Annotated in this window: 15 protein-coding genes, 2 tRNA genes and 1 pseudogene; 14 read left to right on the forward strand and 4 right to left on the reverse strand. The window is 65.4% G+C overall.

All coding sequences use genetic code 11. The annotated features are described in order from the left end of the window. The first annotated feature begins 123 nt into the window (after positions 1–123). Positions 124–199, forward strand: a tRNA-Ala gene (locus I4484_RS07030). Between the two features lie 31 nt (positions 200–230). Further along, positions 231–306, forward strand: a tRNA-Glu gene (locus I4484_RS07035). Between the two features lie 496 nt (positions 307–802). Here I4484_RS07035 and I4484_RS07040 read toward each other — a convergent pair. Beyond that, positions 803–1,765 (reverse strand): annotated as a pseudogene (locus tag I4484_RS07040) (NAD(P)-dependent oxidoreductase); the annotation flags it as partial. Positions 1,766–1,831: 66 nt separating this feature from the next. Further along, positions 1,832–3,115 carry a citrate synthase gene (gene gltA, locus I4484_RS07045; RefSeq protein WP_197450264.1) on the reverse strand — a complete coding sequence of 428 codons (1,284 nt, stop codon included), beginning with the start codon at positions 3,113–3,115 and terminating at the stop codon, positions 1,832–1,834. Between the two features lie 462 nt (positions 3,116–3,577). Between gltA and sdhC the strand changes: the two genes are divergently transcribed. The 9 genes from sdhC (at position 3,578) to sucD (ending at position 15,166) form a co-directional block, all read left to right on the forward strand. Then, a complete protein-coding gene (gene sdhC, locus I4484_RS07050) occupies positions 3,578–3,955 on the forward strand; it encodes a succinate dehydrogenase, cytochrome b556 subunit (protein WP_197450265.1) in 378 nt (125 codons plus the stop codon). Next, positions 3,949–4,296 (forward strand): succinate dehydrogenase, hydrophobic membrane anchor protein, encoded by a 348-nt coding sequence (gene sdhD, locus I4484_RS07055; RefSeq protein ID WP_197450266.1) that lies wholly within the window; start codon positions 3,949–3,951, stop codon positions 4,294–4,296. The genes sdhC and sdhD overlap by 7 nt, the downstream gene beginning before the upstream one ends. A 3-nt stretch (positions 4,297–4,299) precedes the next feature. Beyond that, positions 4,300–6,072 (forward strand): succinate dehydrogenase flavoprotein subunit, encoded by a 1,773-nt coding sequence (gene sdhA / locus I4484_RS07060; protein ID WP_197450267.1) that lies wholly within the window; start codon positions 4,300–4,302, stop codon positions 6,070–6,072. Between the two features lie 14 nt (positions 6,073–6,086). Beyond that, positions 6,087–6,791 (forward strand): succinate dehydrogenase iron-sulfur subunit, encoded by a 705-nt coding sequence (locus I4484_RS07065; protein WP_010627754.1) that lies wholly within the window; start codon positions 6,087–6,089, stop codon positions 6,789–6,791. Between the two features lie 254 nt (positions 6,792–7,045). Next, a complete protein-coding gene (locus I4484_RS07070; RefSeq protein ID WP_197450268.1) occupies positions 7,046–9,874 on the forward strand; it encodes a 2-oxoglutarate dehydrogenase E1 component in 2,829 nt (942 codons plus the stop codon). A gap of 42 nt (positions 9,875–9,916) precedes the next feature. After that, positions 9,917–11,482, forward strand: coding sequence for a 2-oxoglutarate dehydrogenase complex dihydrolipoyllysine-residue succinyltransferase (gene odhB, locus I4484_RS07075; protein WP_197450269.1), 1,566 nt, complete (start codon positions 9,917–9,919; stop codon positions 11,480–11,482). 51 nt (positions 11,483–11,533) lie between these two features. Further along, entirely contained in the window at positions 11,534–12,973 is a 1,440-nt protein-coding gene (gene lpdA / locus I4484_RS07080; RefSeq protein WP_197450270.1) for a dihydrolipoyl dehydrogenase, read from the forward strand. Between the two features lie 154 nt (positions 12,974–13,127). After that, positions 13,128–14,294, forward strand: coding sequence for an ADP-forming succinate--CoA ligase subunit beta (gene sucC / locus I4484_RS07085; RefSeq protein ID WP_197450271.1), 1,167 nt, complete (start codon positions 13,128–13,130; stop codon positions 14,292–14,294). Then, positions 14,294–15,166, forward strand: a complete 873-nt coding sequence (gene sucD / locus I4484_RS07090; RefSeq protein ID WP_197450272.1) for a succinate--CoA ligase subunit alpha — start codon at positions 14,294–14,296, stop codon at positions 15,164–15,166. The genes sucC and sucD overlap by 1 nt, the downstream gene beginning before the upstream one ends. A 72-nt stretch (positions 15,167–15,238) precedes the next feature. On the opposite strand, the gene I4484_RS07095 is transcribed toward sucD, so the two are convergent. Beyond that, complete coding sequence (locus I4484_RS07095; RefSeq protein ID WP_197450273.1) at positions 15,239–17,098, reverse strand: cellulose binding domain-containing protein; 1,860 nt, start codon at positions 17,096–17,098, stop codon at positions 15,239–15,241. A gap of 392 nt (positions 17,099–17,490) precedes the next feature. Here I4484_RS07095 and I4484_RS07100 point away from each other — a divergent pair, with 392 nt between their 5' ends. From I4484_RS07100 to I4484_RS07110, 3 genes are all read left to right on the forward strand, one after another. Next, entirely contained in the window at positions 17,491–19,248 is a 1,758-nt protein-coding gene (locus tag I4484_RS07100) for a type I secretion system permease/ATPase (RefSeq protein WP_197450274.1), read from the forward strand. Next, positions 19,245–20,558: an HlyD family type I secretion periplasmic adaptor subunit gene (locus tag I4484_RS07105; RefSeq protein ID WP_197450275.1), complete on the forward strand. Its 1,314-nt coding sequence runs from the start codon at positions 19,245–19,247 to the stop codon at positions 20,556–20,558. Before I4484_RS07100 ends, I4484_RS07105 begins: the two co-directional genes overlap by 4 nt. Before the next feature lie 88 nt (positions 20,559–20,646). Then, positions 20,647–21,534: a DUF1989 domain-containing protein gene (locus tag I4484_RS07110; protein ID WP_197450276.1), complete on the forward strand. Its 888-nt coding sequence runs from the start codon at positions 20,647–20,649 to the stop codon at positions 21,532–21,534. 46 nt (positions 21,535–21,580) lie between these two features. Here I4484_RS07110 and I4484_RS07115 read toward each other — a convergent pair whose 3' ends face one another. After that, the gene (locus tag I4484_RS07115) at positions 21,581–23,521 is read right to left on the reverse strand and encodes an exoribonuclease II (RefSeq protein ID WP_197450953.1); all 1,941 of its coding nucleotides are present in this window, start codon (positions 23,519–23,521) and stop codon (positions 21,581–21,583) included. Positions 23,522–23,605: the final 84 nt, after the last annotated feature.

The raw sequence follows: 23,605 nt of genomic DNA on the forward strand, positions 1-23,605 counted from the left end.
GATGCGGCTGCGCCGCTTGAAAGAAGGAAGAGCGGCGCTTCGCCCTTGAAGAGGTGGGAAGGAAACGGTTGACGAAGATGGGGTGAATCAGTAACATACGCCCCGTCTTCACGGCACGCATATGGGGCCTTAGCTCAGCTGGGAGAGCGCGACACTGGCAGTGTCGAGGTCAGCGGTTCGATCCCGCTAGGCTCCACCAATCTTGCGTGCCGAATCGTGAATGACGCTGCGTCCCATTCGTCTAGTGGTCCAGGACACCGCCCTTTCACGGCGGGAACAGGGGTTCGAACCCCCTATGGGACGCCACTTCTTTCTCATTTTTCGTTCCCCTCTTGTCCTGCCGACTCATACCGCGGCCGGTTGTTGCGCACGTTGTGTATGGTTGCGTTACTGTGCGTTTCCTTGCGTGAAAAACTCATTGAAGCGCCTATTTTCACGGCGTTTAGGGCTTGACTTGTCCACTTGTGCAATGTCCTGCCCGTCCTCCTGTGCGTAATCCCTTGAATCAGGCACTTTCCCGTGTGCAGTCGCAAAAAATCAAAATTATCAATGAGTTACGATTGGTCAAAAAGTGATCAATTTAACGGCAGGCCCCTTCTCATGCCGATTTGATGGAGTTTTCTTGCGGTTGTGAACAGGGTTATCCACAGAATGTGTGGAAAACGTCCCGGCCCTCCGGAAGCCTTGATTCGCTCCGTGTAATTTAGCGATTGTCAAGCGTTGGCTAGTACTTTTCTGGTACTTCCCGCTGAGGAGCGTCGCGGGTAGCCGACGCTCCTCGGCGGGCGGCTCGCGGCCCGGCTCAGCCGCGCCCGAGGCTGCGCAGGCGGCGCAGCAGGGAGGAGGTATCCCAGCGTCCTCCGCCGATGGCCTGCACGTCGCCATAGAACTGGTCGACGAGGGCGGTGACCGGCAGGCGAGCCTGAAGGCGGCGCGCCTGCTCGAGACAAATCCCCAGGTCCTTGCGCATCCAGTCGACGGCGAAGCCGTGCTCGTACTCGTCGGCGATCATGGTCTTGTGGCGATTCTCCATCTGCCAGGAGCCGGCGGCGCCCTTGGAGATCACGTCGATGACGCGCTGCTGGTCGAGTCCGGCCTGTTCGGCGAAATGCAGGCCCTCGGCCAGGCCCTGCACCAGGCCGGCAATGCAGATCTGGTTGACCATCTTGGTTAGCTGTCCGCTACCGGCGGGCCCCATCAGGGTCACGGCCTTGGCGTAGTGGCCGAGGGTTGCCTCGGCGCGGGCAAAATCCGCTTCCGTGCCACCGCACATGACCGTCAGCGCGCCGTTCTCTGCGCCTTGCTGGCCGCCCGAAACCGGCGCGTCGATGAAGCCGATGCCTTTCGCGCGGCAGGCGCCATCGAGCTCCTCGGCGAGATCGGCCGAGGCGGTGGTGTGGTCGACCAGCAGGCTGCCCGCCGCCATGCCGGACAGCGCGCCCTGTTCGCCCACGGTGACCTGGCGAACGTCGTCGTCGTTGCCCACACAGACCAGCACCAGGTCGGCGCCCTGGGCGGCTTCCGCGGGGGTGGCGTGGAAACTGCCGCCATATTCGGTGGTCCAGGCCCTTGCCTTGGCGTCGGTGCGGTTGTAGGCGCGCACGCTGAGCCCTGCTCGGGCCAGGTGACCGGCCATGGGATAGCCCATGACGCCCAGACCGATGAAGGCGACGGTGGAGATCTGCTGTTGCATCGAGTGTTCCCCCTCTTGTGGATGGCAGCGCCGGGAGTCCGTCATGGCTCGCCTGGCCCGCATGGTAGGTCGAGACGCAGAAAGCCGCCCGAAGGCGGCTTTCCGTTGAGCATATGCGGCCGAGCCGCTTCCTCCGGCCTACTTGGCAGGATAGTCGCGCTGCGGATGGCCGGTGTAGAGCTGGCGCGGACGGCCGATCTTGTAATCGCTGGAGAGCATCTCGTGCCAGTGGGAGATCCAGCCGATGGTGCGCGACACGGCGAAGATCACCGTGAACATGTTGGTCGGGATGCCCATCGCCTTGAGAATGATGCCGGAATAGAAGTCGACGTTGGGGTAGAGCTTGCGCTCGACGAAGTATTCGTCCTCCAGGGCGATCTGCTCCAGGCGCTTGGCGATCTTGAGCTGCGGGTCGTCGATGCCGAGCTCGGCCAACACCTCGTCGCAGGTCTCCTTCATCACCTTGGCGCGCGGGTCGAAGTTGCGATAGACGCGGTGGCCGAAGCCCATCAGCTTGAACGGGTCGTCCTTGTCCTTGGCTTTGTCGATGAAGCGCTGAATGTTCTCCTCGGAATCGTCGCCGATCTCGTCGAGCATCTTCAGCACCGCCTCGTTGGCGCCGCCGTGAGCCGGGCCCCATAGCGCGGCAATCCCGGCGCTGATGCAGGCGAAGGGGTTGGCGCCGGTGGAGCCGGCCAGGCGCACCGTGGAGGTGGAGGCATTCTGTTCGTGGTCGGCGTGGAGCATGAAGATGCGATCCATGGCCTTGGCGTAGACCGGGTTGACCTTGTACTCCTCGCACGGGTTGCTGAACATCATGTAGAGGAAGTTCTCTGCATAGCTCAGATCGTTGCGCGGGTAGTTGAACGGCTGGCCGACGTTGTACTTGTAGGACATCGCCGCGATGGTCGGCATCTTGGCGATCAGGCGGATCGCGCTGATGACGCGGTCTTCCTCGATGGTGATGTCCAGATGATCATGATAGAAAGCCGCCAGACCGCCGACCACGCCGCACAGGATCGACATCGGGTGGGCGTCGCGACGGAAGCCCTTGAAGAAGTTGTTGATCTGGTCGTGGACCATGGTGTGATTGCGGACCCGCGACTCGAAGTCGGCATACTGCGCGTCGGTGGGCAGCTCGCCGAACAGCAGGGTGTAGCACAGCTCGACGAAGTTGGATTCCTTGGCCAGCTGATCGATGGGATAACCGCGGTGCAGCAGCACGCCCTTGGCGCCATCGATATAAGTGATGGCCGACTGGCACGAGGAGGTTGCCATGAAGCCGGGGTCGTAGGTGAACAGGCCATCGGCGCCGAGGCCGCGAACATCGACCACGTCAGGGCCCAGGGTGCCTGAGTAGACCGGCAGTTCGATCGTCTTGTCCAGGCCGTCTACCGTCAGTGTCGCTTTCCTGTCAGCCATTCTGGCCTCCTCTCGAAGTCGAATAGAACGTTAACTCATTCTTTCGCAAACCCTGTTGAACCGCTGGCCCGCGAAAAAGGTCCGCCCACTATAGAAGCGTTCCCGGGATTGTCAATTGGGCCAAAGAGACCCTCTCCTTATGCAATGCGCATCGCCTTGTATAATATTTGGGTAATAAATGGTGCTTTGCACCACTGGAGGGCGTCGCGGGCCGTCGGTTGGTCGAGAAGGCCCCCGTGAGGCCCATGCCATGAGCGTGCCGGTGGGCTTGTACCATGGTCGAGTCAGGGCGGCGCGCATTTGTCACTGGGGGTTCATGTCCCTATAATCCACACCGCGCGACTGGCAGGTACTCGTTGTCATGCCCGTCCCGGCAGCGGCGAGCCCCCTACCTCAAACCACCGCCCGCTCGAGCCTGGTCCCATCGGATGTAGAGCGAGCCAAGAGAGTGTGTATAGAGCCGTGAATAGCAAACGACCCGTCAACCTAGATCTCACCACGATACATTTCCCGCTTCCCGCCTTGACGTCGATCGCCCACCGTATCACCGGCGTTATCCTGTTCGTTGGCCTCATCTTCGCCTTCTGGGCCCTCGACAAGTCGCTGTCTTCTCCCGAGGGCTTTGCGGCCGTCAAGGACGCGTTGGCCAACAATATCCTGGCGAAGCTGATTGCCTGGGGCCTGCTGTCGGCTCTGGCGTTCCATTTCGTGGCCGGCATCAAGCACCTGCTGATGGACGCCGGCTATGGCGTGACCCTGGAGGGTGGCGTCAAGAAGGCACAGGCCACTGTGGTCCTGAGTGCCGTCCTGATCATTCTGGCGGGAGTCTGGGTATGGTAACCAATATCACCAATCTGGGTCGCAGTGGCCTCTCCGACTGGCTGATCCAGCGGGTCTCGGCCATCATCCTGGCGCTCTATACGGTTTTCATCGTCGCGTACCTGCTGTTCAATCCCGGGCTCGACTACGTCACCTGGAGCAACCTGTTTGCCCAGACCTGGATGCGCATCTTCTCCCTGCTGGCCTTCATCTCGCTTGCCGGGCACGCCTGGATCGGCCTGTGGACCGTGACCACCGACTATCTCAAGTCGGCCAGCCTGCGCATCGGCGCCCAGATCGTCATCATTCTGGCCATCTTCGTGTTCCTGGTCTGGGGCATTCAAGTTCTGTGGGGAGCCTGATTCATGTCTAACATGCGTACCTTGTCCTACGACGCCATCATCATCGGCGGTGGCGGTTCCGGCCTGCGCGCCGCGCTCGAGCTGGCCAAGTCCGGCAAGAAGACCGCCGTGCTGTCCAAGGTCTTCCCGACCCGCTCGCATACCGTCTCCGCCCAGGGCGGCATCACCTGTGCCATCGCGTCGGCCGATCCCAACGACGACTGGCGCTGGCACATGTACGACACCGTCAAGGGCGGCGACTACATCACCGACCAGGACGCCGCGGAGTACATGTGCTCCGAGGGCCCCAAGGCGGTCTTCGAACTCGAGCACATGGGCCTGCCGTTCTCGCGCTTCGACAACGGCCGCATCTACCAGCGTCCGTTCGGCGGCCAGTCCAAGAACTTCGGTGAAGGCGGCCAGGCAGCACGCACCTGCGCCGCGGCCGACCGTACCGGCCATGCCCTGCTGCACACGCTGTACCAGAACAACCTGAAGAACAACACCACCTTCCTCAACGAGTGGTTCGCGGTCGACCTGGTCAAGAACGCCAACGGCGACGTGGTGGGCTGTATCGCCATGTGCATCGAGACCGGCGAAGTGGTGCACGTTCAGTCCAAGGCCACCGTCATGGCCACCGGTGGCGCGGGCCGCATCTACGCCTCCACCACCAACGCGCTGATCAACACCGGTGACGGCATCGGCATGGCGCTGCGCGCCGGCTTCCCGATGCAGGACATGGAGATGTGGCAGTTCCACCCCACCGGCATCTACGGTGCCGGCGTGCTGGTCACCGAGGGCTGCCGCGGCGAGGGTGGCTACCTGGTCAACAAGGATGGCGAGCGTTTCATGGAGCGCTACGCGCCCAATGCCAAGGACCTCGCCGGCCGCGACGTGGTGGCGCGCTCCATGGTCATGGAGATCCTCGAGGGCCGCGGCTGCGGCGAGAAGGGCGACCATGTCTTCCTCAAGCTCGACCACCTGGGCGAGGAGGTGCTCAACAAGCGCCTGCCGGGCATCAGCGAACTGTCCAAGATCTTCGCCCACGTCGATCCGGTCAATGCGCCGATTCCGGTGGTGCCGACCTGCCACTACATGATGGGCGGAATTCCGACCAACGTGCATGGCCAGGCGATCATGCAGGACGCCGACGGCAACGATCGCGTCGTCAACGGCCTGTTCGCCTGCGGCGAGGCGGCCTGCGTTTCGGTCCACGGCGCCAACCGCCTGGGCGGCAACTCGCTGCTCGACCTGGTGGTGTTCGGTCGTGCGGCGGGCATGTTCATCGAGGGCGCGCTCAACGAGGGCATCGACTACCTCGGCGCCACCGACTCCGACATCGACGCGGCGATGAAGCGCATCACGCGCTGGAACGAGTCCACCGGCGGCGAGTCCGTGGCGGCACTGAAGACCGAGCTGCAGGGCATCATGCAGAACTCTTTCGGCGTGTTCCGCCAGGAGGAGCACATGCAGGAGGGCGTCAAGCAGCTCGCCGACCTGCGCGGCCGCATCGCCGAGGCGCACCTGGCCGACAAGTCCGGCGCCTTCAATACCGCTCGCGTCGAGGCGCTCGAGCTCGACAACCTGATGGAAGTGGCCGAGGCCACCGCCATCGCGGCGCTGGAGCGCAAGGAGAGCCGCGGCGCCCATTCGCGCTACGACTACCCGGACCGTGACGACACCAACTGGCTGAAGCACTCCATGTACTTCCCGGCCGAGAAGCGGGTCGGCAAGCGCGACGTCAACTTCAAGCCGAAGACCGTCGACACCTTCGAGCCGAAAATCCGTACCTATTAAGGGGGAGTCACGAGATGCTTCAGGTATCCATCTACCGCTACAACCCGGAAACCGACTCCGCGCCCTACATGCAGGAGTACCAGCTCGACACCCAGGGCCGCGACCTGATGGTGCTCAACGTGCTGGAGATGCTCAAGGCCGAAGACACCACCCTGGCCTTCCGCCGCAGCTGCCGCGAGGGCGTGTGCGGCTCCGACGGCATGAACATGAACGGCAAGAACGGCCTGGCCTGCATCACCTCGCTGTCCGACGTGGTCAAGGACAACAAGCTGGTGCTGCGTCCGCTGCCGGGCCTGCCGGTGGTGCGCGACCTGGTGGTCGACATGGGGCTGTTCTACAAGCAGTACGAGCGTATCCAGCCGTACCTGCAGAACGACACCCCGGCGCCGGCCATCGAGCGCCTGCAGTCGCCGGAGGACCGCGATAAGCTCGACGGCCTCTACGAGTGCATCCTGTGCGCCTGCTGCTCGACCTCCTGCCCGTCGTTCTGGTGGAACCCGGACAAGTTCGTCGGCCCGGCCGGCCTGCTGCAGTCCTACCGCTTCCTGGCGGACTCGCGGGATACCGCCACCCGCGAGCGCCTGTCCGAGCTGGAGGACCCGTTCAGCGTGTTCCGCTGCCGCGGCATCATGAACTGTGTCGCGGTGTGCCCGAAAGGGCTCAACCCCACGCGGGCGATCGGCAAGATCCGCGACATGCTGCTGGCGAATGCCACTTAAATCGTGGCGCGTAGCTTGCTATCATACTGGCCGCAGTTCGACCGCGACGTCATGTCGCGGTCGACTCGCCGACGACAAGCAAGAGAGCCGGTGCCCGAGGTGCCGGCTCTTGAGCATGAATTGCAAGGATTCCGGCCTCGCGGCCGGAGCCGCCGGGAAAGAGAAGATGCCCCTCCGGCAGGGCACCAGCCAAGCCGTCGCGGCTGGCCCGCAACGGCGCCGACAACACCCCATCAGTGTAGGGTGACCGAGAGATGCAACAAGGCATAATGGAGTTGATGTGGAACAGCTCCCACGTGAGCGGCAGCAACGTTCACTATGTGGAAGCGCTCTACGAGCAATACCTCGCCGACCCAGGTTCCGTGCCCGACGAATGGCGGACCTACTTCGATCAGCTGCCGAAAGTCGAAGGCAGTGCCACCCATGATGTTCCCCTCAGTCCCGTGCGCGATCAGTTCCAGCAATTGGCACGCGCGCGCCGGGTCGCGACGGCCGCCGCCGACAGCGGCGAGAGCAAGAAGCAGGTCAAGGTGTTGCAGCTGATCAATGCCTATCGCTTCCGGGGCCACCAGAAGGCCGATATCGACCCGCTCAAGCTGCGCAGCCAGGCCCCCGTTCCCGACCTCGATCTCTCCTTCCACCAGCTTTCTCCGGCCGATCTGGATACCGACTTCCAGACCGGCTCTTTCTTTCTGGGGATGGACAAGGCGCCGCTGCGCGAGATCGTCGAGGCACTGGAGCAGACCTACTGCCGCTCGATCGGCTGCGAGATCATGCACATCGTCGATACCGAAGAGAAGCGCTGGCTGCAGCAGCGTTTCGAATCGGTTCGCTCGGCACCCAAGTACAGCGACGAGGTGCGCAAGCACCTGCTGGAGCGCCTGACCGCGGCAGAGGGCCTGGAGAACTACCTGGCCTCCAAGTACCCCGGTACCAAGCGCTTCGGCCTCGAGGGCGGCGAGGCGTTCATTCCCATGATGGACGAGTTGATCCAGCGCAGCGGTGGCTACGGGGTCAAGGAGGTCGTCATCGGCATGGCCCACCGCGGCCGCCTCAACCTGCTGGTCAACATCCTCGGCAAGAACCCCTCGGAGCTGATCGACGAGTTCGACGGCAAGAAGTTGATCGAGCGCGGCTCGGGTGACGTCAAGTACCACCAGGGCTTCAGCTCCAACGTCATGACCCCGGGCGGCGAGGTACACCTGGCGCTGGCCTTCAACCCCTCCCACCTGGAGATCGTCTCGCCGGTGGTGGAGGGCTCGGTGCGCGCCCGCCAGGACCGCCGCGACGACTTCGAAGGCACCAAGGTGCTGCCGATCAACGTGCACGGGGATGCCGCCTTCGCCGGGCAGGGCGTGGTCATGGAGACCTTCCAGATGTCTCAGACCCGTGCCTACAAGACCGGTGGCACGCTGCACATCGTCATCAACAACCAGGTCGGCTTCACCACCTCGCATCCGCAGGACACGCGCTCCACCGAGTACTGCACGGACATCGCGAAGATGGTCCAGGCGCCGATCTTCCACGTCAACGGCGACGACCCCGATGCGGTGCTGCATGCCACTCAGGTGGCGCTGGATTACCGCCAGCAGTTCCGCAAGGACGTGGTCATCGATCTGGTCTGCTACCGCCGCCGCGGCCACAACGAGGCCGACGAGCCGTCCGGCACCCAGCCAATGATGTACCAGAAGATCAAGGAGCATCCTTCAGCACGGACCCTTTATGCGCAGCGCCTGGTGGAGCAGGGGGTGCTGTCCGAAGACGAAGCCCAGGCGATGATCGAGACCTATCGCGAGGATCTCATGGCCGGCAACCACGTGGCTAACGCGCTGGTGCAGGAGCCCAATACCTCGTTGTTCGTCGACTGGAAGCCCTACCTCGGTCACGAGTGGAGCGGCTACGCCGAGACCGGGGTCGAGATGAAGCGCCTTCAGCGGCTCGCCGCGCGCATGTGCGAGATCCCCGACGGTGTCGAAGTGCAACGGCAGGTCGCCAAGATCTACGAGGACCGCCGCAAGATGCAGGCCGGCGGTCTGGGCCTGAACTGGGGCTTTGCCGAAACCTTGGCCTATGCCACGCTGCTCGACGAGGGCCATCCGGTGCGTATCACCGGTCAGGACGTGGGCCGTGGCACCTTCTCCCACCGCCACGCCGTGGTGCACAACCAGAAGGATGGCACCACCTACGTGCCGCTGCAGCACATGTCCGACGGTCAACCGCGTTTCACCATTCACGACTCCTTCCTCTCCGAGGAGGCGGTGCTGGCGTTCGAGTACGGCTACGCGACTACGGCACCCAACGACCTGGTGATCTGGGAGGCGCAGTTCGGCGACTTCTTCAACGGCGCCCAGGTGGTGGTCGACCAGTTCATCTCCTCCGGCGAGACCAAATGGGGGCGGCTGTGCGGGCTGACCATGCTGCTGCCCCACGGCTACGAGGGGCAGGGGCCCGAGCACTCCTCCGCACGCCTCGAACGCTTCCTGCAGATGTGCGCCGAGCACAACATGCAGGTCTGCGTGCCGACGACCCCGGCGCAGATCTTCCACCTGCTGCGTCGCCAGGTGATCCGCCCGCTGCGCAAGCCGCTGGTGGTGATGTCGCCGAAGAGCCTGCTACGCCACAAGGAGGCGACGTCCAGTCTCGACGACCTGGCCAACGGCCATTTCCACATGGTGCTGCCGGATCAGGGTAACCTCGAGGCCCAGCGCGTCAAGCGCGTCGTCATGTGCGCCGGCAAGGTCTACTACGACCTGGCGGCCTGGCGTGCCGAGAACGAGCGCGACGACACAGCCATCGTGCGCATCGAGCAGCTCTATCCCTTCCCCAAGGAGGAGCTCTTCGAGGCGCTCAAGGACTACGTCAACCTCGAAAGCATGGTGTGGTGCCAGGAGGAGCCGCTCAACCAGGGCGCCTGGTACTCGAGCCAGCACCACATGCGGGCCGTGGCCGATACGCTCAAGAACGGCCTGGGAGGCGAACTCAAGTTCGCCGGTCGACCGGCATCGGCGGCACCCGCGGCGGGCTACATGTCCGTGCATACCGAACAGCAGCGCCAGCTGGTGGAAGACGCCTTCAACGTCTGAGCAACTCCACCGGGACGAGAGAGAACATACAAGGGAAACGACATGGCTACCGAGATCAAAGCGCCCACCTTTCCGGAATCCGTTGCCGAAGGCAGCGTGGCGGCCTGGCACAAGAAGCCGGGGGACAGCGTCGAGCGCGATGAGCTGATCGTCGAGATCGAAACGGACAAGGTGGTGCTCGAGGTGGTGGCGCCGGAAGCCGGCACCCTCTCTGAGGTGCTGGTCGAGGAGGGCGATACCGTGCAGTCCGAGCAGGTGCTGGGCAAGATCGGAGCAGGCGCCGCCAAGGGCGGCGAGCAGAAGAGCGAGAAAGGCAACGAGAAGGCCGACGCCAAGGCCGAGCCGAAGAGTGAAACCAAGGCGGCACCGGCCGCCGGCGGCCAGATCCACGAGGTGAAGGCACCGACCTTCCCCGAGTCGATCCAGGAAGGCACCGTGGCCACCTGGCACAAGAAGGTGGGCGAGGCGGTCAAGCGCGACGACGTGCTGGCCGACATCGAGACCGACAAGGTGGTGCTCGAGGTGGTGGCACCGGCCGATGGCGCCATCGCCGAGATCAAGGCCGAAGAGGGCAGCCAGGTCGAATCCGAGGCGGTACTGGCGATCTTCACCGAAGGTGCCAGTGGTACTGGCGGCCCCGACACGGCAGCCGACAAGACGCCGAAGGCTTCTGCCGACGACGGCGCCGGCGACGAGAAGATCGGCGACAAGATCCTGGCGCCGGCCGCGCGCAAGCTGGTCGCCGAGCACGACCTGGATGTCGGCAAGATCGACGGCACCGGCAAGGGCGGTCGTATCCTCAAGGAGGACGTGCAGCGCGCCGTGAAGGCCGGCACGGCCAAGAAGAGCGCGGCGCCGGCCGCCGCACCCAAGCAGGCCACCGCGACAGCGCCGGTGGTCGAGGGCGAGCGCCCCGAGAAGCGCGTGCCGATGAGCCGCCTGCGCCAGACCATCGCCAAGCGCCTGGTCCAGGCCCAGCAGACCGCCGCCATGCTCACCACCTACAACGAGGTGGACATGGGCGCGGTGATGGAGCTGCGTGCCCAGTACAAGGACACTTTCCTGAAGGCCCACGACGTCAAGCTCGGCTTCATGGGCTTCTTCGTCAAGGCGGCCTCCGAGGCGCTCAAGCGGTTCCCCGACGTCAACGCCTCCATCGACGGCACCGACATCGTCTATCACGGCTACCAGGACATCGGCGTGGCGGTTTCCACCGACCGCGGCCTGGTGGTGCCGGTGCTGCGCGATACCGACAGCATGAAGATCGCCGACGTCGAGAAGGGCATCGTCGACTTCGGCAAGCGCGCGCGTGACGGCAAGCTCGGCATCGACGAGATGCAGGGCGGCACTTTCACCATCACCAACGGCGGCATCTTCGGCTCGCTGATGTCGACGCCGATCCTCAATCCGCCGCAGACCGCCATCCTGGGCATGCACAAGATCCAGGAGCGTCCCATGGCCGTCAACGGCAAGGTCGAGATCCGGCCGATGATGTACCTGGCCCTGTCATACGACCACCGTATGATCGACGGCAAGGATGCGGTGCAGTTCCTGGTTACCATCAAGGAGCTGCTCGAGGATCCGGCGCGCCTGCTGCTGGATATCTGACGGCGCCCGTTTCAACGGAATCAAACGCGAACCGATCAACAGGAAAACCACATGGCCGACAAATTTGATGTGATCGTCATCGGTGCGGGCCCCGGGGGCTACGTGGCCGCCATCCGTGCCGCCCAACTGGGGCTGAAGACCGCCTGCGTCGAGAAGTGGGTCAACAAGGAAGGCAAGACCGTGCATGGCGGCACCTGCCTGAACGTGGGCTGCATCCCTTCCAAGGCACTGCTCGAGACGTCCCACAAGTTCGTCGAGGCGCGCGATCACTTCGCCGAGATCGGCATCGACCTGGAACCGCCCAAGGCCAACGTGGCCAAGATGCTGGAGTTCAAGAACTCCGTCATCGCCAAGAACGTCGGCGGCATCAGCGCGCTGTTCAAGGCCAACGGGGTCACGGCGATCGACGGTACCGGCAAGGTGACCGGCGCCAAGCAGGTCGAAGTCACCGACCACGACGGTGGCAAGACCACCTATGACGCCGACAACATCGTGATCGCCGCGGGCTCGGTGCCGGTGGAGATTCCGCCGACCCCGCTGCACGAGGACATCGTCGTCACCTCCACCGGTGCGCTGGAGTTCACCGAGGTACCGAAGCGCCTGGGCGTGATCGGCGCCGGTGTCATCGGCCTGGAGCTGGGCAGCGTGTGGAGCCGCCTGGGCGCCGAGGTCACCGTGCTCGAGGCCATGGACACCTTCCTGCCGATGGTCGACAGCGCCATCGCCAAGGAGACCCAGAAGCTGCTCAAGAAGCAGGGCCTGGACATCAAGCTCGGCGCGCGTGTCACCGGCTCCGAGGTCAAGGGCGGCGAGGTCGTGGTCAAGTACAGCGACGGTAGCGGCGACCAGGAGCAGACCTTCGACAAGCTGATCGTCTGCGTCGGCCGTCGCCCCTATACCCAGGGCGTGGTCGCCGAGGGCGTCGGCGTGGGCCTCGACGAGCGCGGCTTCATCCACGTCGACGACCAGTGCCGCACCAGCGTGCCGGGCATCTATGCCATCGGCGACTGCGTGCGTGGCCCGATGCTGGCGCACAAGGCCTCCGAGGAGGGCGTGATGGTGGCCGACATCATCGCCGGCCACAAGGCCGAGATGAACTACGAGGCCATTCCCAGCGTGATCTACACCTCGCCCGAGGTGGCCTGGGTCGGCATGAACGAGCAGGAGGCCAAGGCCAAGGGCATCGAGGTCAAGACCGGCAGCTTCCCGTTCTCGGCCAACGGCCGGGCGCTGGCCAACAACGCGCCCGAAGGCATGGCCAAGATCATCGCCGACGCCGAGACCGATCGCATCCTGGGCGTGCACATCGTCAGCCAGCACGCGGGCGAGCTGATCGCCCAGGGCGTGATCGCCATGGAGTTCGGCTCCAGCGCCGAGGACCTGGCGTTGACCTGCTACGCCCACCCGAGCACTTCCGAGGCGATCCACGAGGCGGCCCTGGCGGTGGACGGCCATGCCATCCACATGGCCAACCGCAAGAAGCGCAAGTAAGCCAGCCCATGCAGTACAACAAGCGCCATCCAGCGGGATGGCGCGTCGTGCCCGGCCATGTACCGGGGGCGGACGGGGGTGACCCGACAACGACCGTCGCAGGCGGTGTTTCGCGGTTACCATTCGAGTCACATGCAACCAATGGCATGAATCGATGAACCTTCACGAGTATCAAGGCAAGCAGCTGTTTGCTGATTATGGTCTGCCGGTTTCCAAGGGCTTCGCGGTCGATACCCCCGAGGAAGCGGCGGAAGCCTGCAGGAAGATCGGCGGCGACATGTGGGTCGTCAAGGCCCAGGTTCACGCCGGCGGCCGCGGCAAGGCCGGCGGCGTCAAGCTGATCAAGAGCCCGGAGGAGGCCAAGGCCTTCGCCGAGCAGTGGCTGGGCAAGAACCTGGTGACCTACCAGACCGATGCCAACGGTCAGCCGGTTGCCAAGATCTTGGTCGAGAACTGCACCGACATCGCCAGCGAGCTCTACCTGGGGGCGGTGGTCGACCGTGCCACGCGCCGGGTGGTGTTCATGGCCTCCACCGAGGGTGGCGTCGAGATCGAGAAGGTCGCCGAGGAAACCCCCGAGAAGATCCTCAAGGCCGAGATCGACCCGCTGGTCGGCGCCCAGCCGTACCAGGCGCGTGAGCTGGCCTTCGCCCTGGGCCTGAAGGGCGACCAGGTCAAGCAGTTCACCAAGATCTTCCTGGGCCTGTCGCGTCTGTTCCACGAGAAGGACCTGGCGCTGCTCGAGATCAACCCGCTGGTGATCACCGACGAAGGCAACCTGCACTGCCTCGACGCCAAGATCAACCTGGACAGCAACGCCCTGTATCGCCACCCCGACCTGCAGGCGATGCGCGACCCCTCCCAGGAGGACGAGCGCGAGGCCGAGGCGGCGGCATGGGAGCTGAACTACGTGGCGCTGGAAGGCAACATCGGCTGCATGGTCAACGGCGCCGGCCTGGCCATGGGCACCATGGATATCATCAAGCTCAACGGCGGCCAGCCGGCCAACTTCCTCGACGTGGGCGGCGGTGCGACCAAGGAGCGCGTGGCGGAAGCCTTCAAGCTGATCCTCTCGGACGACTCGGTCAAGGCGGTGCTGGTCAACATCTTCGGCGGCATCGTGCGTTGCGACATGATCGCCGAGGGCATCATCGGGGCGGTCGAGCAGGTTGGCGTCAACGTGCCGGTGGTGGTGCGTCTCGAGGGTAACAACGCCGAGCTGGGTGCCGAGAAGCTGGCCTCCAGCGGACTGAACATCATCGCTGCCACGAGCCTCACCGATGCGGCTCAGCAGGTCGTCAAGGCAGCGGAGGGCAAGTAATGAGCATCCTGATCGACAAGAACACCAAGGTCATCTGCCAGGGCTTCACCGGCGGGCAGGGGACCTTCCACTCCGAGCAGGCGATCGCCTACGGCACCAAGATGGTCGGCGGCGTGACCCCGGGCAAGGGCGGCCAGGAGCACCTGGGCCTGCCGGTGTTCAATACCGTCAAGGAAGCGGTCGAGAAGACCGGCGCCGAGGCCAGCGTGATCTACGTGCCGGCCCCGTTCTGCAAGGACTCGATCCTCGAGGCGGCCAATGCCGGCATCAAGCTGATCGTGTGCATCACCGAGGGCATTCCCACGCTGGACATGCTCGACGTCAAGGTCAAGTGCGACGAGCTGGGCGTACGCCTGATCGGTCCGAACTGCCCCGGCGTCATCACCCCAGGCGAGTGCAAGATCGGCATCATGCCGGGTCACATCCACAAGCCGGGCCGCGTCGGCATCGTGTCGCGCTCCGGCACCCTGACCTACGAAGCCGTCAAGCAGACCACCGACCACGGTTTCGGCCAGTCCACCTGCGTGGGCATCGGCGGCGACCCGATCCCGGGTTCCAACTTCATCGACATCCTCGAGATGTTCGAGAAGGATCCGGCGACCGAGGCGATCGTCATGATCGGCGAGATCGGCGGTACCGCCGAGGAAGAGGCGGCGGCCTTCATCAAGGCCAACGTGACCAAGCCGGTGGTCTCCTACATCGCCGGTGTCACCGCGCCTCCGGGTAAGCGCATGGGCCATGCCGGTGCGATCATCTCCGGTGGCAAGGGCACCGCTGACGAGAAGTTCGCCGCGCTGGAGGATGCCGGCGTGCGGACCGTTCGCTCCCTGGCCGAGATCGGCGATGCACTGAAGGACGTCACCGGCTGGTAAGAGCAGCGACGACCACCGATAGGCGAAGAGGGCGCTCCTTGCGGGCGCCCTTTTTCTGGCCTGTGCGTCGCTTCAGCCGAGCAGGCCGAGGTCGCTGCCGTCGTGCATGCCGAGCAGGGCGACATCCAGGCCATCCGCGCCGGTAACGGCGTCGGGCGTGGGAGCGTCGCCCTGGGCGCGATAGGCGAAGCGCCACGCCTCGCCGGGGGCGAGCTCGCCGGCGTCGTCGTCGCGGATGAGGTAGGCATCACCGTCGCGGCTCAGCTCGCCGTTCCACAGGGTGTCGATCGTATCGTCGGTGGTCAGCCGCAGCTCGGGTGCCGCAAGCGCTTCGTCGGTCACGTTCTCGACGAAGATCTCGGCGACGTAGCCGTCGTCCCAGCGCCGGGTCGTGCTGCCCGCTACCAGCAGCTCGGCGCCGTCGTCCAGCAGCCCGTCGGGAATGGCATTGCCGCCGAGAATGGCATCGGCGTCAGGAACGTCGAGTGCCGCGGCCTGGTAGATGCCGCGGGAAGCCGTGTGCAGCACGGTGCCGTCGGCGAAGCTGACCAGCTCGATTTCCTCGAGCGTGTCGGTGGCGCCCATGTCGCTGTGGATGTTGACCCGGTCGCCGTCGAAATCGATCTGGTAGGCATCGATCGGGCGGGCGTAGCGCACCGTGTCCATGCCATCGCCGCCGACCAGGCGGTCGTCGCCGTCGTACCAGTCGTCGCCGGGCCCCCCCTCCAGCAGGTCGTGGCCGGCGCCGCCGGTCAGCGTGTCGTGGCCCAGCCCGCCGTTGAGGTAGACGCCGTCGTCGCTGCCCTGCAGCACGTCGCTGCGACGCGAGCCCAGCACGTAGTCGAAGCGGACCTGGTTGGCGTCGGCATCGGTGATGGCGCCGAAGCTCTCGCCGCCGGCATTGACCCACAGCGTAGGGGAGAGCTCGTCGGAATCGGCGTTGCGGATGGCCTGCGCCACCCTGACCTCGTTGTCATGGTCGCGTCCGCCGTGAAAGTTGATGTCGCGGTCGGTGAAATCGACCTCGATCTCGTTGCCGACGGAGGAGCGCCAGGAGGCGAACAGCACCCCATGGCGCATGCCGCTGTCCTCGAGGTGGCTGAAGCTGCCGTCATAGCTCTCCTTCAGCTCGAAACCGTAGCCGTTGCCGCCGCTGCCCTTGTTGAAGGCGCCCTCGGCGCGCAGGGAGTCGGCCTCGAGATCCAGTGAGCGGGCGATATGGAAGGCCGTGGAGGGACCGTTCACGACCGCGACATCCTCCAGCCGGGCATCGCCGGTGCCATCCAGGCGAATGGCCTGGTAGCCGGTCAGATGGCTGCGGGCATTCGAGAACGCCGCGGCGTCCGGGGTACCCAGCTCATAGTCGACGCTGAATCCCTCGAGAGAGACGTTGTCGGCAGGCACGATCTGCTCGAGCTGAGCCTGCCCCTGGGAAAAGTCGAAGTGCGCGCCGCGGTCGAGCGTAATGGTGTCGCCGTTCACGGCCTCGACTCTGGCCATGCTGGTGCGTAGCTCGGCATATTCCTGCTTGCGCCAGGTGGTGTCGCCGATCGCGTCGAGGAAGGCCGTGTCGTTGTCCTGCCAGATCCTGACCGTATCGCCCTGCGCCAGGCCATGCCCGACACCGAGTCGCACGCTGCGCTCGCCTTCCGCCAGGTCGGCCGCGAGCGTGCCGAGCGTCACGCCCTGCACGTCGCCTTCGATGCCGATGCCGAAGCCAGCGCTGTCGTCCAGGGCGGTATCGGTGAATGTCAGGGTGGTGGCATCGGTGCCCGCCCCCTTGAGCGTGATGTCGGAGCGGTTGATGCGCAGGGCCTGGTCGAGTCGGTAGTCACCGGACTCGAATAGCAGGGTCGATCCACCTGGGGCGGTGTCGATCGTCTCCTGAAGCGCTCGTGCCGATGTGCCGCGGGCGACATCGATGGTCGGCATGTTGGTTCCTCCTGATGAGTCATTCTCGGCCCCGTGGCATCGCTGCCAGGAGGCCATGCGATCTGCAGCGGCATCTGTTATCTTCCGCTTCGCTGCGCATGCTAGCGAGCCTGGCGCCGGAGGCAAGAGCGCTCGGGCGACGCACGTATGTAAGTGCGGGGGGTTTTTACATTTAATCGAGAGATCGGGCTGCTCGATTTCGATATTTAATTGAAACGCTGGGTGTTTTTTTGTCAAAGTCAAGTTCGGTACTTTTCCGCCTTACTTTTCATCTCATTAATACACAAAAAAATTAATAAGTTAGCCGAGTGCCCGGGGGCGGTTTGCTAGTGTGCCGTTCTGCAAGCCTCGGTAAGGCCCCGCATCGTTTTCCCATCGATTCCGTGAGCGCCATGTCTTCAAGAACGCAAAACGACTTACAGCATGCATTGCGCCGTTGCCGGCCTGCGCTGCTATGGGTGGGCGGCTTCAGCCTGTTCATCAACCTGCTGATGCTGACGCCAGCACTCTATATGCTGCAGGTCTACGACCGGGTCATCGCCAGTGGCAGCAAGGAGACCCTGCTCATGCTGACCCTGGTGACACTCTTTCTGCTGGCCGTCATGGTGGGATTGGAGTGGGTGCGTTCCCGACTGCTGGTGCGGGTGGGCAACCACCTCGATGCCCAGGTGAGCGGGCACCTGTATCGCGCCATGTTCCGCCGTGGCTTGTCGTCGCCGGGAGAGGGCAGCGGGCAGCCCCTCGACGATCTCCGCACGGTGCGCCAGTTCCTTTCGGGCCAGGGCCTGTTCGCCTTCTTCGATGCGCCCTGGGTGCCCATCTATCTGGCCATCCTGTTCCTGTTCAACGTGTGGTTCGGGGTCTTCGCGACCGGTGCGGGGCTGCTGCTGCTGGGGCTGGCGATCATCAACGAGAAGGTGTCCAAGCGTCTGCTGGCCGAAGCCGGGCATGCGCACATCCAGGCCCAGGCGCAAGTCGGCAGCAACCTGCGCAATGCCGAGGTGGTGCAGGCCATGGGCATGCTGCCGGCGATCATGCGGCGCTGGGAGGCGCGTCATGTGCAGTCGCTGATCAAGCAGTCCCAGGCCAGCGATCGCAGCGGCGGGCTGAGCAATCTGTCCAAGGGGCTGCGCATCCTGGCACAGTCACTGATACTCGGGTTGGGTGCACTGCTGGTGCTGGAAGCGAGCATCACGCCGGGCATGATGATCGCCGCCTCGATCATCATGGGGCGGGCCCTGGCGCCCATCGACCAGATGATCGGCAGTTGGAAGGGCTTCGTCGGCTGCCGGGACGCCTACCGGCGGCTCGACGCGCTGTTGCGTGACGTGCCGGCGCAGACGCGCCGCTTGTCGCTGCCCGAGCCCCGCGGGGAGGTGGCGGTCGAGGCCTTGACCCTTACGCCGCCGGGAGCGGCCAAGCCGGTGCTTCGCGAGCTCGACTTTCACATTGCGCGAGGTGAGCACGTCGGCATCATCGGGCCGAGTGCCGCCGGCAAGACCACGCTGGCGCGTGCCCTGCTGGGTGTCTGGCTGCCCGAAACGGGGGCGGTTCGGCTCGACGGTGCCGACCTGGGGCACTGGAACCGTGACGAGCTGGGTCCGCACCTCGGCTACCTGCCTCAGGACATCGAGCTGTTCGATGGCACGGTCAGCCAGAACATCGCGCGCTTCGGCGAGGTCGATGACGCGCAGGTGGTTGCAGCGGCAAAGAAGGCGGGGGTGCACGACATGATCCTGCGCCTGCCCGAGGGTTACGAGACGCCCATCGGGGCCGGCAACGGCTCGCTCTCGCCCGGGCAGCGTCAGCGTATCGGCCTGGCGCGGGCGCTGTATGGCAAGCCTGCGCTCGTCGTGCTCGACGAACCCAACGCCAATCTCGACGATGCCGGAGAGCGGGCGCTGGCCGAGGCGCTGCGCCAGCTCAAGGCGGAAGGGACGACGCTGTTCGTCATCAGCCATCGGCGCAGCGTGCTGGCCGAGGTCGACAAGCTGCTGGTACTGAACGAGGGGCGCCTGCGCCTGCTGGGCGCTCGCGACGAGGTGCTGGCGCGTCTCGCCGCGCCGGGAGCCCGTCGGGCGAAACCGGGCAGGCCGTCCCTGTCACGAGAATCGCGTGCCGAGCTGACGGCAGCAGAGGAGGGGCCATGAACCGCGAACACCTCACGCCAGCGGCGCTGCCCATCGACGGTCGTCGCTATCGTCACCTGGGGTTGCTCATCCTGCTGATCGCCTTCGGCGGGTTCGGTGGCTGGGCGCTGGCCGCCAACCTGGCGGTCGCCGTCGTGGCCCCGGGCAAGGTCTCGGTCGCCTCGTTCAAGAAGACGGTGCAGCACTACGAGGGCGGCATCGTCAGCGAGATCCGCGTGGCCGACGGCGATCATGTCGAGGCCGGCGAGGTGCTGGTGGTGCTCGACAACACCCGCGCCGCGTCGCAGCTGCAACTGGCGAGAACCCAGTACCTGATCAACCGGGCCAGTGAAGTGCGCTTGACCGCCGAGCTCGCCGAGGCGGCGACCCTGGCGTTTCCCGAGGAGCTGCTGGCGAGCGATTCCCAGCGTGTCAGCGAGGTGCTGGCGGTGCAGCACGGCCTGTTCTTCTCACGGCGACAGTCGCTGCAAGGTACCCTGGAGACCCTCGATCAGCAGACCCGTCAGTACGAGGAGCAGCGCGAGGGCCTGGAATCGCTGGTGGAGTACAACCGCCGACAGATCGCTTCGCTGCGCGAGGAGGCGGACGACCTGCGCAGCCTGTTCGAACGCGGCCACGGCGATCGGCAACGACTGCGTGAGCTGGAGCGGGACATTCTCGAACTCGAGGGAGAAACCGCTCAGCAGCAATCCGTCATTGCCCGCATCGCGGCGCAGATCAGCGAGAACGAGCTGCAGAAGCAGATCCACCGCCAGGAGTTCCAGGCGGAGTCCGGCGAGCAGCTGCGCGAGGTCCAGGAGCACATCACCGACGCCGAGGAGCGGATCACGGCGCTGGCCGACGAAGTGCGTCGGACCACGGTGACCGCGCCGGTGGCGGGAACCGTGGTCGGCATGCAGCTGCATACGCTCGGGGCGGTGATCGGGGCGGGCGACCCGATCCTGGAACTCGTGCCCAGCGACGAGGGCTTCGTGGTCGAGGCGCGCGTCCCGGCCAGCGACGTCGACAGCCTGTATGTCGGCCAGGCGGCCGAGATCCGTTTCAGCGCCTTCAACCAGGGGCTCACCCATGCCGTCGACGGCGAGGTGATCCATGTCTCGGCTGACAGCTTCGAGGACGAGCGCACCGGGCGTGACGTCTATCGGGTGCGGATACGGGTCACCGAGGCGGGGCGCGAGGAGATGACCTCCGACATGCGGCTGCTCGCCGGTATGCCCGCCGAAGTCATGATCCATACCGGCGAGCGCACCTTCGCCAGCTACCTGGTCAAGCCGATCGGCGACGTGCTGGCGCGGGCCATGCGCGACTAGCCGGGCCGCATCGAGCGTTGAGGTGCGTGATGGGTGGGCGCGGCGTCATGGGTTACGCTGGGGGAAACGCTTCGCAGGAGATTGTCCCATGGCGCAGGTTCCCGCCGCCTACCAGGCGACCCGAGGCTCGGTCCTCGATGTCGATCGTGATTTCTACGCGCGCCTGACCGAGCCGGACGCCCGGGAGCGGGTCGATTCGCTGGTCGTGCCGATCCGTGACGGTCGAGCGTGGAAAGTGCCCGCGGGCCATGTGCTGCGACTCTCGACCCAGGAGGGGCCCCAGGTCGGTGACTTCAACCTGTGGCACCTGCACAACCCGCGTGAGCGCTTCTGGGCCTCGCGCACCCGCCAGCTGCAGCGTGCCCATGTTTCCACCTTCGACCGCCTGTGGTCGACGCTACCCTACCTGCGCCCCATGGCGACCATCATCGCCGACACCCTGGCGAACTATGGCGTCGATGGCAGCGGCATGGACGAACAGGGTGGCCGCATACACGACCTGCTGGGTACCCGCTGCGACCCCTACGTCAACCGCCTGCTCACCGGCGAGGACTTCGATCACCACTGCCACTCCAACCTGGTGCGCGCGGTATTGCCGCATGGCCTCACCGAGTTCGATGTGCACGACGTGCTCAACGTCTTTCAGTGCACCGGGCTCAACGACGACGACCAGTACTTCATGAAAGCCTGCCCGGCACGGGAGGGCGACTATCTCGAATTGTTCGCCGAGATCGACCTGCTCTGTGCGCTGTCGTGCTGTCCGGGGGGCGACCTGTCGGTGGATCTTTGGGGCCCCAGTGCCGGCGACCCGCTGCTGACCTGCCACCCCATCGGGGTCGAGGTGTTCCGCCTGGACGGGTCGCTGCTGGAGGGCTGGCAGCCACCCGCGCCGTCACCCTACGCCGGCGGCCACGGCCTCACGGGGCCTGCCATTGACTGGGCGGGGGAGAAGCGAAGGCGGTCAGGTCAGGGATAAACGGGCGACAGCGCCCGGCCCGAAGGCCGGACGCTGTCGGCGAGCTTCACGCGCTGGGGCGTGCCACCAGCGAACGGGTCTCCTCGCGCGCCTCGACCAGCTCGACGCGAATGCGGTCGCCGAGCTTGTAGCGCTCCTCGCCCTCGATCAGGATGCGGCCCTCCTTGTCGTCGATGGCGATCTTGTCACGGTCGCTGTGCAGCATCGGCGCCGGCACGAAGGCGGTGGCGCCGTTGGCGACGAGGCGCACGCGCATGCCGCCGCGGCTGATGCCGAAGATCTCCGCGTCGAAGGCCTGCTGCGCTTCGGCCGCCGGCGTCAGATAGCGCACGTAGAGCCAGTCCTTGACGTCGCGCTCGGCCATGCGGTTGAGCCGGCGCCGCTCGGTGAGCTGCTCGGTCAGGGCCTGGGTCGCCTCCGCCGGGGCCTGCTCGCCCTTGAGCACGCGCTTGATCAGGCGGTGGTTGACCATGTCGCCGTACTTGCGGATCGGCGAGGTCCAGGTGGCGTAGGCGGCCAGGCCCAGGCCGAAGTGCGGGCCGGGCCGGGCGGACATGCTGGTAAAACCCTGGAATCGGCGCAGGCGGGCGTCGAGCCAGGCGTCGTCGCGGCTCTCCAGCGCGCGCTTGAGCTCCTTGTAGCGCGGCAGCTCCGAAAGCGCCTCGAGTTCGACCTCGATCTGCTGGGCGGTGAGGAACTCGTGGGCGGCCTGGGCCTTTTCGGGATCGAAGGCGCGGTGCACGTTGAAGATGCCGTGGCCGACGTGCTCGGCGAGCAGGTGGGCGCAGCAGGCGTTGGCCGCGATCATCGACTCCTCGATCATGCGGTTGGCGATGCGCCGCTCCTCGATGCGGATATCCAGCACGTTGCCCGCCGGGTCGAGGTCGAAGACGTAGTCGGGGCGGTCCTTGAACACCAGCGCATGCTCGGCGCGCCAGGCAGCGCGAGCCTCGGTCATGTCTCGCAGCGCGCGTAGCTGACCGGCGATCTCCTCGGCCGGGGTCCATTCGCCCTGGCCCTCGAGCCAGTCGGAGACGCGGTCGTAGACCAGCTTGGCCCGGGAGCGCAGGGTGGCCGCGAAAAAGCGGTAGTCGCCCAGGCTGCCGTCGGCTTCGACGTCCAGGGTACAGGCCAGCACCGGACGCTCCTCGCCCTCGCGCAGCGAGCACAGGTCGTCGGCAAGCTGCTCGGGCAGCATGGTGACGTTCTGTCCCGGCAGGTAGACGGTGAAAGCGCGGGTGCGCGCCTCCAGATCGGCGGCATGGCCCTCCTCGACGTAGGCGGTGGGGTCGGCGATGGCGACCGTCAGGCGCCAGCCGCCGCCCTCGCGTGGCTCGATGCGCAGGGCATCGTCCATGTCGCGGGTCTTCTCGCTGTCGATGGTGAAGAACGGTTCCGCGGTGAGGTCCTGGCGTTCGAGCCCTTCGTCGCGCAGCGGCCAGTCGTCGCCGGCGTCGGGGCACTCCTGTTCCAGGGCGTGGCGGGCCAGCGTCACGCGCCACGGCACGGCGGGGTCGTCGGCCTTGGCCACCAGCTCGTCGATTTGAGTGAAGAAGGCACGGTCGTCGGGCTTCAGCGGGTGACGCACCAGGCGTGCCACGACCCAGTCGCCATCGCCGATGCTCGCCTCGTCGAGACTGTTCTTGATGCGCGCCTTGAGTGCGTTCTTGATCGAGGGGTGGTCGGGCACCACCGCCAGGCGCCCCTCGCGTTTCTGCACCCGGGCGATGAAGCGGCTGAGGCCTGCCTCGATCAGCGTATCGGGTTCGACGGAGGTCTTGTCACCGTTCTCGTGGATCACGGCCTGGACACGATCGCCATGCAGCACCTGTTTCATGGCCGGGGGCGGCACGAAGTAGGACTGACCGTCGTCGGTTTCGAGAAACCCGAAACCCTTTTCCGTGGCCTTGATTACCCCCTCGGCGCGGGGCGTGGTCTCACGAATCTGTTGCTTGAGCTGGGCGAGCAGCGGGTTGTTCTGCAGCATGATCACGAACGTGTGGCGGGGTGGGAGGGCCACTATACGGATTCCTGTGGCCGGCGCCAAACGCCGGCGTAGCCGCTGACGGTA

Origin of the sequence: Halomonas sp. SS10-MC5, from assembly GCF_015992245.1 — a bacterium.
GTDB classification, from domain to species: Bacteria; Pseudomonadota; Gammaproteobacteria; order Pseudomonadales; family Halomonadaceae; genus Halomonas; species Halomonas sulfidoxydans.

Excerpts from the sequence above, each read along its gene's own strand:
- I4484_RS07110 (WP_197450276.1), top strand. The coding sequence starts at position 20,647 with ATGGCGCAGGTTCCCGCCGCCTACCAGGCGACCCGAGGCTCGGTCCTC.
- sucD (WP_197450272.1), top strand. The coding sequence starts at position 14,294 with ATGAGCATCCTGATCGACAAGAACACCAAGGTCATCTGCCAGGGCTTC.
- I4484_RS07105 (WP_197450275.1), top strand. The coding sequence starts at position 19,245 with ATGAACCGCGAACACCTCACGCCAGCGGCGCTGCCCATCGACGGTCGT.
- sdhA (WP_197450267.1), top strand. The coding sequence starts at position 4,300 with ATGTCTAACATGCGTACCTTGTCCTACGACGCCATCATCATCGGCGGT.
- I4484_RS07100 (WP_197450274.1), top strand. The coding sequence starts at position 17,491 with ATGTCTTCAAGAACGCAAAACGACTTACAGCATGCATTGCGCCGTTGC.
- I4484_RS07070 (WP_197450268.1), top strand. The coding sequence starts at position 7,046 with ATGCAACAAGGCATAATGGAGTTGATGTGGAACAGCTCCCACGTGAGC.
- sucC (WP_197450271.1), top strand. The coding sequence starts at position 13,128 with ATGAACCTTCACGAGTATCAAGGCAAGCAGCTGTTTGCTGATTATGGT.
- I4484_RS07115 (WP_197450953.1), bottom strand. The coding sequence starts at position 23,521 with ATGCTGCAGAACAACCCGCTGCTCGCCCAGCTCAAGCAACAGATTCGT.
- odhB (WP_197450269.1), top strand. The coding sequence starts at position 9,917 with ATGGCTACCGAGATCAAAGCGCCCACCTTTCCGGAATCCGTTGCCGAA.
- lpdA (WP_197450270.1), top strand. The coding sequence starts at position 11,534 with ATGGCCGACAAATTTGATGTGATCGTCATCGGTGCGGGCCCCGGGGGC.
- gltA (WP_197450264.1), bottom strand. The coding sequence starts at position 3,115 with ATGGCTGACAGGAAAGCGACACTGACGGTAGACGGCCTGGACAAGACG.
- I4484_RS07095 (WP_197450273.1), bottom strand. The coding sequence starts at position 17,098 with ATGCCGACCATCGATGTCGCCCGCGGCACATCGGCACGAGCGCTTCAG.
- sdhD (WP_197450266.1), top strand. The coding sequence starts at position 3,949 with ATGGTAACCAATATCACCAATCTGGGTCGCAGTGGCCTCTCCGACTGG.
- I4484_RS07065 (WP_010627754.1), top strand. The coding sequence starts at position 6,087 with ATGCTTCAGGTATCCATCTACCGCTACAACCCGGAAACCGACTCCGCG.